General features: G+C 67.7%; 13 protein-coding genes and 1 pseudogene. 11 read left to right on the top strand and 3 right to left on the bottom strand.

All coding sequences use genetic code 11. The features are described from left to right. Both E4O86_RS20365 and E4O86_RS20360 read left to right on the top strand, forming a co-directional pair. Window positions 1-659, top strand: a pseudogene (locus E4O86_RS20365) (cobyrinate a,c-diamide synthase); the annotation flags it as partial. A gap of 107 nt (window positions 660-766) precedes the next feature. After that, complete coding sequence (locus E4O86_RS20360) at window positions 767-1,645, top strand: hypothetical protein (protein ID WP_161142384.1); 879 nt, start codon at window positions 767-769, stop codon at window positions 1,643-1,645. Between the two features lie 138 nt (window positions 1,646-1,783). Here E4O86_RS20360 and E4O86_RS20355 read toward each other — a convergent pair whose 3' ends face one another. Continuing rightward, window positions 1,784-2,332: a type II toxin-antitoxin system YhaV family toxin gene (locus E4O86_RS20355; RefSeq protein WP_161142383.1), complete on the bottom strand. Its 549-nt coding sequence runs from the start codon at window positions 2,330-2,332 to the stop codon at window positions 1,784-1,786. Beyond that, entirely contained in the window at window positions 2,292-2,624 is a 333-nt protein-coding gene (locus E4O86_RS20350) for a type II toxin-antitoxin system PrlF family antitoxin (RefSeq protein ID WP_161142382.1), read from the bottom strand. The genes E4O86_RS20355 and E4O86_RS20350 overlap by 41 nt, the downstream gene beginning before the upstream one ends. 139 nt (window positions 2,625-2,763) lie before the next feature. Between E4O86_RS20350 and E4O86_RS20345 the strand changes: the two genes are divergently transcribed. After that, window positions 2,764-3,207, top strand: a complete 444-nt coding sequence (locus tag E4O86_RS20345; protein WP_161142381.1) for a thermonuclease family protein — start codon at window positions 2,764-2,766, stop codon at window positions 3,205-3,207. Window positions 3,208-3,225: 18 nt separating this feature from the next. Here the strand turns inward: E4O86_RS20345 and E4O86_RS20340 are convergent, their stop codons facing one another. Beyond that, entirely contained in the window at window positions 3,226-3,966 is a 741-nt protein-coding gene (locus E4O86_RS20340) for a FadR/GntR family transcriptional regulator (protein ID WP_161142380.1), read from the bottom strand. Window positions 3,967-4,082: 116 nt separating this feature from the next. On the opposite strand from E4O86_RS20340, the gene E4O86_RS20335 reads away from it, so the two are divergent. From E4O86_RS20335 to E4O86_RS20300, 8 genes are all read left to right on the top strand, one after another. Further along, window positions 4,083-5,072, top strand: a complete 990-nt coding sequence (locus E4O86_RS20335; protein WP_205521002.1) for an ABC transporter substrate-binding protein — start codon at window positions 4,083-4,085, stop codon at window positions 5,070-5,072. Then, window positions 5,065-5,940, top strand: coding sequence for an ABC transporter permease (locus tag E4O86_RS20330; RefSeq protein ID WP_343039202.1), 876 nt, complete (start codon window positions 5,065-5,067; stop codon window positions 5,938-5,940). The genes E4O86_RS20335 and E4O86_RS20330 overlap by 8 nt, the downstream gene beginning before the upstream one ends. Window positions 5,941-5,945: 5 nt before the next feature. Continuing rightward, window positions 5,946-6,740: an ABC transporter ATP-binding protein gene (locus tag E4O86_RS20325; protein WP_161142385.1), complete on the top strand. Its 795-nt coding sequence runs from the start codon at window positions 5,946-5,948 to the stop codon at window positions 6,738-6,740. Window positions 6,741-6,749: 9 nt separating this feature from the next. Beyond that, window positions 6,750-7,505 (top strand): ABC transporter permease, encoded by a 756-nt coding sequence (locus E4O86_RS20320; protein ID WP_161142379.1) that lies wholly within the window; start codon window positions 6,750-6,752, stop codon window positions 7,503-7,505. Window positions 7,506-7,525: 20 nt separating this feature from the next. Continuing rightward, window positions 7,526-8,209 (top strand): fumarylacetoacetate hydrolase family protein, encoded by a 684-nt coding sequence (locus tag E4O86_RS20315; RefSeq protein WP_161142378.1) that lies wholly within the window; start codon window positions 7,526-7,528, stop codon window positions 8,207-8,209. A gap of 333 nt (window positions 8,210-8,542) precedes the next feature. Next, window positions 8,543-8,821: a type II toxin-antitoxin system RelE/ParE family toxin gene (locus E4O86_RS20310; RefSeq protein ID WP_161142377.1), complete on the top strand. Its 279-nt coding sequence runs from the start codon at window positions 8,543-8,545 to the stop codon at window positions 8,819-8,821. A 13-nt stretch (window positions 8,822-8,834) separates the two neighbouring features. Then, entirely contained in the window at window positions 8,835-9,110 is a 276-nt protein-coding gene (locus tag E4O86_RS20305; RefSeq protein ID WP_161142376.1) for a HigA family addiction module antitoxin, read from the top strand. Between the two features lie 241 nt (window positions 9,111-9,351). Beyond that, window positions 9,352-10,927, top strand: a 1,576-nt coding sequence (locus E4O86_RS20300) for an ABC-F family ATP-binding cassette domain-containing protein (protein ID WP_161142375.1), incomplete at its 3' end; no start/stop codon positions are given.

The raw sequence follows: 10,927 nt of genomic DNA, 5'->3' as shown, positions 1-10,927 counted from the left end.
CCCTTCTCGCCGTGCCGCTCCCGGCGGAGCCGGCGGCTTCGGCGCGGCCCGCGCTCGCGCCGCCCGGCCAGCGCGTGGCGGTCGCGGGCGACGAGGCCTTCGCCTTCGCCTATCCGCATCTCCTCGCCGACTGGCGGAAGGCGGGCGCCGAGATCGCCTTCTTCTCGCCACTTGCCGACGAGCCGCCGCGTGCCGACGCCGACGCGGTCTGCCTGCCCGGCGGCTATCCCGAGCTCCATGCCGGGCGGCTCGCGGCGGCGGCGCGCTTCCGGGCCGGGATGCACGCCGCGGCCAGGCGGGGCGCGCTCGTCTATGGCGAGTGCGGCGGCTACATGGCGCTCGGCGAGGCGCTCACCGACGCGGCCGGCGTCCGGCATGCGATGCTCGGCCTGCTGCCGGTCGCCACGAGCTTCGAGCGGCGGCGCCTCCATCTCGGCTATCGCCTGGCGGAGGCGGCGGGCGGCCTGCCCTGGCCCGGCCGGCTCGCCGCGCACGAATTCCACTACGCCATTGTGGAGCGGGAAGGGGCGGCCGAGCCGCTCTTCCGGGTCGCGAGCCCGGAGGGCGCCGAACTCGGCGCGGCCGGTCTCCGCCGCGGCCGCGTCATGGGGTCGTTCCTGCACGTCATCGACGCCGCCGCGCCGACGCCCCGCTGCTGAGCAAAGGCGGGCTACCCACCCTGTTGTGTTGCATAAGCTTGGTTGTCTGATTACAGTTGAACGTGAATCCTTCGGAAGGAAGGAAGAGTTGGAAGTGGAGGTCTGTCTTGAAGCGGTTCGATGATATTGTCAGAAGCGAACGGTACTTTACGGCGACATTGCTTCCGGCGCTCCTATTCCATGATGAATTTAGAGGCTTAGAAGAATTCATAAAGCTTGTAAACGAGAGAGCCTGTACTGAGCGTGGAGCGGATGGAGAACCGCTGCGCCGAAGTCAACCGGATGCCAGTCTGCCTTCTGATCTCTCGAACTGTGAGATCATTACCGAATTCCATATCGCCCGCGATCTCAAGGCTGCAGGCCTAAGGCTCGAGGAAGCTGAAGAAGATACGAGAGATGCTCCCGATCTCGTGGTGTTATTTGGGAATGAAATGATCGCTTGTGAAGGAAAATGCTTCTCTAAAAATGTCGAAGAAGCGTCGCTCAGGAAGCAATTAAGGTCGCAACAAAGACAGCTGAGTCATCTTTTCGAAATAGAGAACTACAGGCGTATCGACACCTATTTGCATGTTGCTATTATACCTAGTAAAGTGGACCTTTGCTATGATGCAGATTGTGTTCTATCGTGGAAGGATATTCATAATTTGGCTCTGGCAGTCCTTGGAGCAGAACATTATATTACGAAACGTTTTGCGAATCTCGTTGATGCGCTTGACAGACGCGGCGACCCCAACCTCCTGAATTACGATGGGAGATTGGATTTTGATATGATGTGCTCACGAGCGTCGGGTGACTCCGGTATCCAAGTGGGGGTGGGAGGCGGCGAAAGCGCATTGAGAGCCATGTCCGGGGATGAGATTAAACGCAGGTACTGGAAGTGGCGCAATCCAGAGTCAAATAAGGGAACTGTAATACGAAGTAACTGGATAGACGCGCCCCGCTGGTTGGAGATAATTCGAGGAAAGGGTCTCTTGCAGAGTAGCTGATGTGTCCGCCGTTGACTGCTGTGAGGATGTCTATTAGAGGGGAGTCTCGGAAGCACTTCTGTGTTCCTGAAGCAAAGCGTGCAGGTGTCGCGACAAAGCAGGTCTGACGACGTCTCGCCGAATCGCTGGGACGTGATCTTACAGGCCGAAGCGGTGGATCAGATCGCGCAGGCGGGAGAGAGGCTGCGAGGGCGCCGCCTTCCGGCAAGCCTCGAGGAGATCGTCCCAGGCGTTCGGCGGATTCCCGCTGTCGACCATCGCCTTGAACACGGCGTAGGCATCCGACTTCGAGCCGTAGGTGCGCTTGGACTGCTCGTCGTTCACCCAGGCGTAGACGATGATCTTCGGGTCGGCTCGATAGCGGAAGAACAGACGGAAGCGCCGGCGGCCGAACTTGGCGCGGAACCAGTGCCGGAGCTCGCCGCCGAGCGTATTGCCCTGCCGGTGGACCGCGCGGGACGGATCTTCGGGGATCGTTTCGAAGGCGAGTTTGTGGATGGATGCGAGCAGCTTGGCATTGGCCCCGGACTTGTAGCCGTCCGGGTCCTTCCTCGATTCCAGTTCGACCGCGGCGACAAGGCGGGCGAGCTGATCCAGGAAAAGCGGATGGGCGAAGATCTGCCAGCCGTTGACGACCAGCGGTCGGTCAGAGGGCGACGTCTCCCGCGATCTCTTCCTCCGGGTCAACGTCAACTCCCTCGATCAGCCCGGAGATGCGTTCGACGAGCGCGGGAGATAGCGCCGCCACCGATTGCGGATGCGTCCGGATGTCCCGCTCCAGAAAGGACAGGAAGGCGTTCAGCGCCGGATCGTCCTCGTTCTCGGTCTCGTCGACGCGATAGACGGCGACGTGCTCGCCTTCGATGCGCCACGCGATGCGGCCACCCTGCCTGACGCCGAGCGCATCGCGAACGTCCTTCGGAACCGTGATCTGGCCCTTCTCGGTGATCTTGCTGTAGCGCTTGAGAACCGCAGCCATCGCGTCCTCCACCGGTCGTGGCGCGCAGATGTAAGGATTTCGCCTTACCGGTGTCAATTCGTCGCCGGATGAACCGCTCCCAGGGCCGCCCGCAAGCCCGCCTCTTTCCCTTTTCCGCGCCCGGGTGTAGGAAAGGAATATGTTCCTACAACGATTCGTCCGTGCCGGTCTCGCGCTCCTCGCCGCCGGCGTCTCGCCCGGCCTCCCGCACGCGGCGGAGATTCTCGCCGGGCCCTATGCCGCGGAGGTCGAGACGGTGGTGGACGGCGACACGATCGCGGTCAGGGTGCCGATCTGGATCGGGCAGGAGATCCGCGTGCTCGTCAGGATCCGCGGCGTCGATGCGCCGGAGAAGCGGGCGCGCTGCGAAGGCGAGCGCCGGCTCTCCGACCGCGCGACGGCGGCGCTCGCCGGTCTCGTCGCCGGCGGCCGGGTCACGCTTCGCGACATTGCGGGCGACAAATATTGGGGCCGGGTGGTCGCCGATGTCAGCGCGCCGGACGGCACCGATCTCGGCCGCGCCCTGCTCGCGCGCGCGCTCGTGCGCGCCTATGACGGCGGCGCGCGCGGCGGCTGGTGCTGAGGCGGCTGGAGCGGCCGGCTATTCCGCCGCCTCGCGCGGCCTGTCGAGGAGCCTCGCCTGCACGATCTGGAGATGGGCGCGCATCCGGGTTGCGGCCGCGTTCATGTCGCGCTCGGCGATCGCGGCGATGATCGCCTCGTGGTCGGCGAAGCTGTGGTGGTCCGGGGGCGGCTTCTGGATGTCGTAGCGCAGCCGCCCCCAGACCACGGCGCGCCGCACCCCGTTCAGCGTGTCGAAGAGCGCGATCAGCAGCGCGTTGTGCGTGGCGGAGGCGATCGCCCGGTGGAAGCGGTTGTCCCAGTTCTCGTATTGCCGCCATGTCTCCGAGGTGCGGGAGCCGGCGAGGCAGGCGCTGAGCGCGGCGACGTCGTCGGCATTGGCGTTGAGCGCGGCCTCGCGGGCGAGTTCGGGCTCGATGAGGAGCCGCGCGCGCATGACCTCGGCCGGGTTGGTCTGGCTCGAGATCTCGGCGATCGAGATGCGCTCCTCCGCCGGCCTGGCGCCGGTGAAGGTCCCCTTGCCGACATGGCGCCAGATGTCGCCGTGCTCCTCGAGCACGGCGAGCGCCTTGCGGAGCTCGCCGCGCGAGACGCCGAGGATCTCGCAGAGCTCGCGTTCCGGCGGCAGCCGCGTGTTGGGGGCGAGCTCGTGCTGGGCGAGATAGGCCTTGAGCTGGGTCAGCGCGCCGTCGCCTTCCGCGACCGCGGCGGGATCGCCGCGCACGTCCCGCTCGTCCTCGAAATCGACCGCTCCCGCCATGCGCGTGTCCGCCCTTGATCAATCGTCCAGCATAGCCTAACCAATAGTTCATTGGTCAGGCAACCGGGCGCATGGCGCGTCACGGTCGATGCAAAGCCGACCCCAGGGAGGAAATGATGCTGAACGGATGGAAATCGGCCGGCCGCCTGCTTGCGGGCCTCTGCGTGGCGGCCGTCATGGCGGGCGGCACGGCGAATGCGGCGGACAAGATCCGCGTGGCGCTCGGCGACGTCGTCTCCGAGGAGACGCTCGCCTTCATCATCGCGCTCGAGCGCGCCAAGGAGCGCGGCGTCGACTACGAGCTGACTTCGTTCGCCGAGGAGGAGCTCGCGATCCAGGCGATCGTCTCCGGCCAGGCCGATGTCGGCATCGGAACGCCCTATTCCGTCATCCAGAAGGCCAAGGTGCCGCTCCGGGCCCTCTACCAGATCTCGAGCCTGGTCTTCTTCCCGGTCGCCTCGACCGAATACAAGACCTGGAAGGACCTCGACGGCCAGCCCTTCACCTTCCACGCCCGCGGCACGGCGACCGAGGCCTACGGCAACGTGATCGCCGCGCGCGAGGGGATCGAGTTCGGCGACCGCTCCTACGTGCCGGGCTCAGAGAACCGCATCATCGCGATGCTGAACGGCACCATCAAGGCGACGATCGTCGACCTCGCCAACAAGAACAAGCTGATCGCCCAGGCGCCCGACAAGTTCCACGTCCTGCCGGGCATCGATCAGAAGGTCAGCGACGAGATCCTGTTCGCCAACGAGAACTGGATCAAGGAGCACGCCGAGACCGCGACCATCCTCGTCGAGGAGGTCATGAAGCTCTGGCGCGAGATGAACAAGGATCCGGGCATCGTCGAGGCGGAGCGCCAGAAGCGGAACCTCCTTTCCGATCTCCCGAAGGAGGTGCTGGACGAGGTGCCCGGCTACTATGCCGAGGGCGTCGAGGCGGGCCTCTGGAATCCGGACGGCGCGAGCGAGGAGGTCGCCAAGGGCGACTTCGCGTTCTACGTCTCCTCGGGGCAGCTCCAGGGCCCGGCCGAGAGCCTGAAGGTCGAGGACTTCTGGGATCTCGGGCCGGCCGAAGCCGCGAAGAAGAACCTCGGTGGCTAGCGACCGCACGCAATCCGGACTGGAGCCCGCCGCGGGCGGGCTCCTCGCCCGGATTGGGGTCGGGACGCCGCGCGGCGCCCTCCTCGACAAGGAGACGCACCCGGTCGCGGCCTTCCTCTCCCACCCGATGACGCTCCGGGTGCTCTCGGCGGTGGCGCTCTGCCTCGCCTGGGAATGGGCGGCGCGGATCCCGATCAGCCCCGCCTTCCCGACCTTCATCGAGACCATGGTCGGCCTCGGCCAGATGCTCGGCGACGGCTCGCTGGTCCATGCCTTCGCGATCACGCTCCAGCCGCTCGTCCTCGGGCTCGTCCTCTCCGGCGTGCTGGGGGTGGCGGTCGGGATCGCGATGGGGCTCGACGAGCGCGCCGAATGGTTCGCCTCGCCGATCTTCATCATCATGCAGGCGGCGCCGCTCGCAGCCCTCATCCCGCTCATCGTCTTCGCCTACGGGATCGGCCTCACCTCGAAGACGCTCGTCGTCTGCATCATGGCGATGCCGGTGATCGTGCTGAACTCCTATGCCGCCGTGCGCCACACCCCGGTATCGCTCGTCGAGATGGGGCGCTCCTATCTCGCGACGCGGCGGCAGGTGATCCTGCGGATCGTCCTTCCGGCGGCGAGCCCGGTCATCTTCGCCGGCCTCCGGCTCGGCGCGGCGGCGGGCTTCATCGGCGCGGTGCTCGCCGAGCTCCTCATCACGCCGACCGGCATCGGCGACCTCATCACCTACAACCGCTCGATCGCGGACTATCCGAAGATGTATGCCGCGATCCTTTCCATCATGGTGTTCTCCGTCCTCTTCATCGAGCTGCTCGAATGGGTCGAGGTGACGGCGTTCCGGCCCGAGAAGCGAGCGAGAAACTGATGGCCATGACTGCTGCGATCGCGCGCGAGACCACCCCGGCGAGCGAACCGATGGTCGCCGTCCGCGGCGTGACGAAGATCTATCCCGGCGGCGTCCACGCGCTCGACGACATCAGCGTCGACTTTCCGCGCGGCAAGCTGACCTCGCTGCTCGGCCCGTCCGGCTGCGGCAAGACCACGCTTCTGAAGATCATCGCCGGCCTGCTGCCGCTCACCTCCGGCGAGGTGCTGATCGACGGGCGGACGGTGACGGGGCCGGGGCCGGAGCGCGCCTTCGTGTTCCAGGACTTCGCGCTGATGCCCTGGGCGACCGTCATCCGCAACGTCGCCTTCGGGCTCGAGCTGCGGGGGGTGGCGAAGGCGGAGCGCGAGGAGGTCGCCCGGCGCTACATCCGCCAGGTCGGCCTCGCCGGCTTCGAGGAGAAGTTCCCGCACGAGCTCTCGGGCGGCATGCGCCAGCGCGTCGGCCTCGCCCGCGCGCTCTCGGTCAACGCCGAGGTGCTCCTGATGGACGAGCCCTTCTCGGCGGTGGACGAGCAGACCCGCCGCAAGTTCCAGGAGGACCTTCTCGATCTCGTCGCGCGCGAGAGGAAGACCTTCATCTTCGTCACGCATTCGATCGAGGAGGCGGTCTACGTCTCCGACCGCATCGTGCTCCTGTCGCGGCGGCCGAGCTCGGTCGCGGAGGTGATCGAGCCCGCGATCAGCCGGGCCGGCGACCCGGATGCGATCCGCCGCGATCCCGTCTATCTCGATACGGTCGACGCCATCTGGCAGAGCCTGAAGCACTATCTGGACTGAGGCGGCACCATGCAGATCCACGGCTACCGCGTCCCGATGTTCGCCTCGCTCTTCCTGTGGGCGATCCTGTGGGAGATCGTCGGCCGGCTCGGGCTCACGATCCTGCTTCCGCCGCTCTCCGACGTGCTCGTCCGGATGGTCGAGATCGTGCCGACGCGCTCGTTCCTGAACGCGCTCTGGATCACCGCCGAGGCGTTCGTGGCCGGCAACCTGATCGCGATCGCGATCGGCGTGCCGCTCGGCGTCCTGATGGGCCGGTCGGCGATCGCCGACCGCATCCTCCTGCCCTGGGTGAACCTCTTCCTGAGCGCGCCGCTCACCGCGCTCGTGCCGGTCATCATGGTGCTCTTCGGGCTCGGCCAGACGACGATCGTCCTGACCGTCGTCCTGTTCGCGATCTGGATCATCGTGCTCGACGCGCGCGCCGGCGTGCGCGCCATCTCGCCCTCGCTCCTGGAGATGGCGGAAAGCTTCGGCGCGACTCGCTGGCAGGCCTTCCGCCAGATCCATGTCTGGGCCGCGATGCCGGAAATCCTCGCCGGCATCCGGCTCGGCATGATCCGCGCCGTCAAGGGCGTCATCATCGGCCAGCTGCTCGTCTCGATCGTCGGCTTCGGGGCGCTCTTCAAGCTCTACGGCTCGCGCTTCCTGATGGAGCACTTCTGGGCCGCGCTTCTCGTCCTCTTCGCCTTCGCCTTCGCCATCGCCGAGGGCCTCGCCTGGCTCGAGCGCCGGGTGGACTATTACGCCGCCAGCCGCTCGTGACCCCTGCAGAAAGGAAGTCCATGTCCTACGTGTTTCCCCCGCCGCCGACCGTCGCGCTGCCGGTCCGCGGCTCGAGCGAAAGCTTTCCGGTCCGCCGGGTCTATTGCGTCGGCCGCAACTATGCCGAGCATGCGATCGAGATGGGGCACGACCCGAACAAGGAGCCGCCGTTCTTCTTCCAGAAGAACCCGGACAATCTCGTCGTGGACGGCAGGTTCCCCTATCCCGCGATGACGAAGGACGTCCATTACGAGATCGAGCTCATCGTGGCGATCGGCAAGGGCGGCGAGAACATCCCGGCCGAGCGGGCGCTCGAGCACGTCTACGGCTACGGCGTCGCGCTCGACATGACCCGCCGCGACCTTCAGGGCGAGGCGAAGAAGATGGGCCGGCCCTGGGAAGTGGGCAAGGCGTTCGAGGAATCCGCGCCGACGAGCGAGATCGTGCCGGCCGCGGCCATCGGCCATCCCTCGCAAGGGGCGATCTGGCTGAAGGTCAACGGCGAGGTGAAGCAGAAGGGCGATCTCAACCAGCTGATCTGGAAGGTGCCCGAGACGATCGCATACCTCTCCGGCCTGTTCCGCCTCGCGCCCGGCGACATCATCATGACCGGCACCCCGGCGGGCGTCGGCCCGACCAAGAAGGGCGACGTGCTCGAAGGCCATGTCGACGGCGTCGGCGACCTGAAGGTCGAGGTGGTCTGACGTTTCCGGGCGGCGCAGGCTGAGGGCCCGAACCGCTCGAACCCAGCATGCGCAGCGCCGGAGACAGGCGCCGCGCATGCTGCCGGTGGAGCCGCCTGCAGGGCGTGACACGCCGCGCGCTGCGACCGGCCGCTTCAGCCCGGGCCTTCAACGAAGGGCGGCGCCTGAGAGCCGGCCGAATGGCTTCCGGTCGGTTACGGCATCCGGCGGAAGCTTGTCCGCAAGGCGCGACCATGAAGGCGGCAGGCGCAACGCGCCCGTCCCGGCGCCGATCGGGCTCAAGACCATCCCGAGGATCCTTGTAGTGCGTCGCGCTACGCGCTACATCCGGACATGATCGTCAGCTTTCGCCACAAGGGCCTCGAAGCATTCTACGAGACAGGCACCACAAGGGGCATTCAGACGGCGCATGAGAAGAAGCTCAGGATCATTCTGACGGTTCTCGATCAGGCGCAGACGCCGCAGGACCTCGCTTTGCCAAACTTCCGAACGCATGCGCTCAAGGGCAAGCTGAAGGGCCACTGGTCAATCTGGGTGAATGGCAACTGGCGCGTGACGCTTCGTTTCGTCGGCACCGATGTCGAGCTGGTCGACTATGTCGACTATCATTGAGGAAAGAGCCACGATGAAGAACCCGAGCCATCCCGGCGAGATCCTCCGCGACGCCCTCGACGAACTCGGTGTGTCCGTAACCGACGCCGCCCGACACCTCGCGGTGAACCGCGTGACGCTCTCGCGGATCCTGAACGGGAAAGCGGGCATCAGCGCAGACCTTGCGGTCCGGCTCGAAGAGGCGGGGATCAGCACCGCCCGGCTGTGGCTCGCCGTGCAGGCGAACTGGGACCTGGCCGAGGCCCGCAGGCACGAGCAGCCGCCGGTGAAGCGGTTCGTGCCCGCGTAAGCGCCACGATTTTTCGAAAGGCGCGGCGCCGCCGTAGCCCAGGTCGCCGGTTCCGCTGGAACATAGGTGAGCATTCGGCTGGCCTTCATCCTCGCCTTCGCCCGCCCCCGCTGCCGAGGGACGCCACCCGACCCGCCGCCCGCCGCCTCCGCCGGCTTGCGCCCGTCGCCGCCCGGGTCCACATGGCGCCTGCCGGCCGCTGCGCCGGCTCCCCGCCCGTTCGCCCGACCGGAGACCCGCCTTGGCCCTTGCCGCCCCACCGCTTCTCAGCCTGCGCGGCATACGCCTCACCTTCGGCGGGACGCCGCTGCTTTCCGACGTCGCGCTCGCCGTCGGGCCGGGCGAGCGGCTCTGCCTGGTCGGGCGGAACGGCTCGGGCAAGTCGACGCTCCTGAAGATCGCGGCCGGGCTCGTCGAGCCGGATGCGGGCGAGCGCGTGGTCCGGCAGGGCGTCACGATCCGCTATCTGCCGCAGGAGCCGGACCTCTCCGCCTTCGCGACGACGCTCGCCGTCGCCGAAGCGGGCCTCGCGCCCGGCGACGACCCCTATCGCGCCGCCTATCTCCTGCAGCAGCTCGGCCTCGACGGCAGCGAGGACCCGAAGCGGCTCTCCGGCGGCGAGGCGCGCCGCGCGGCGCTCGCCCAGGCGCTCGCGCCGGAGCCCGACGTGCTGCTCCTCGACGAGCCGACGAACCATCTCGACCTGCCGGCGATCGAATGGCTGGAAGCCGAGCTCGCCGCCTCGCGCTCCGCCCTCGTCCTCATCAGCCACGACCGCCGGTTCCTCGAGCGGCTCTCCCGCGCCACGATCTGGCTCGACCGCGGCGCGAGCCGCCGGCTGGAGGAGGGCTTCGCCGCGTTCGAGGCGTGGCGCGACCAGGTCTTCGAGCAGGAGGAGCGCGAGCGCGACCGGCTCGACAAGAAGATCCTGATGGAGCTCGACTGGGTGCGCTACGGCGTGACCGCGCGGCGCAAGCGCAACCAGGGCCGCATGCGCGCGCTCGAAGCGATGCGGAAGGAGCGGCGCGAGGCGCGGCGGCGCGTCGGGAGCGTGAGCTTCACGGCGGGCGAGGGCGCCACCTCCGGCAAGCAGGTCATCGAGGCGACGGACGTCTCCAAGGCCTATGGCGGCCGCCCGATCGTCCGGGATCTCTCGCTCCGCGTCCTGCGCGGCGACCGGATCGGCATCGTCGGGCCGAACGGCGCCGGCAAGACCACGCTCGTCAAGCTCCTGACCGGCGCGCTCGCGCCGGATTCCGGCACGGTCCGGCTCGGCACGAACCTCGAGATGGTGGCGCTCGACCAGCGGCGCGATGCGCTCGACCCGCGCTGGACGGTCGTCGAGGCGCTCACCCGCGGCGCCGGCGACACCGTGATGGTGGGCGGCGCGCCGAAGCACGTCGTGAGCTACATGAAGGACTTCCTCTTCGCGCCCGAGCAGGCGAACACGCCGGTCTCGGTCCTCTCGGGCGGCGAGCGCGGCCGGCTGATGCTTGCCCGCGCGCTCGCGGCGCCCTCGAACCTCCTCGTCCTCGACGAGCCGACCAACGATCTCGACCTCGAGACGCTCGACCTCCTCCAGGAGATGCTCGCGGACTATGCGGGCACGGTGCTCCTCGTCAGCCACGACCGCGACTTCCTCGACCGCACGGTGAACGCGGTTCTCGTCTCGGAAGGCGACGGCCGCTGGACCGAATATGCCGGCGGCTATTCCGACATGCTGGCGCAGCGCGGGGCGCCGCTCGGGCCGAAGCCGGAGGCCGCGCAGCGGGCGAAGCCTGCGCCCGCGCCCGCCGCCGCGCCGAAGCCGGAGGGCG

The sequence above is a fragment of the Propylenella binzhouense genome (assembly GCF_009866965.1).
GTDB classification, from domain to species: Bacteria; Pseudomonadota; Alphaproteobacteria; order Rhizobiales; family Afifellaceae; genus Propylenella; species Propylenella binzhouense.
Note: the sequence above shows the minus strand (reverse complement) of the source record. Positions and strands in the feature narration are given on the sequence as shown.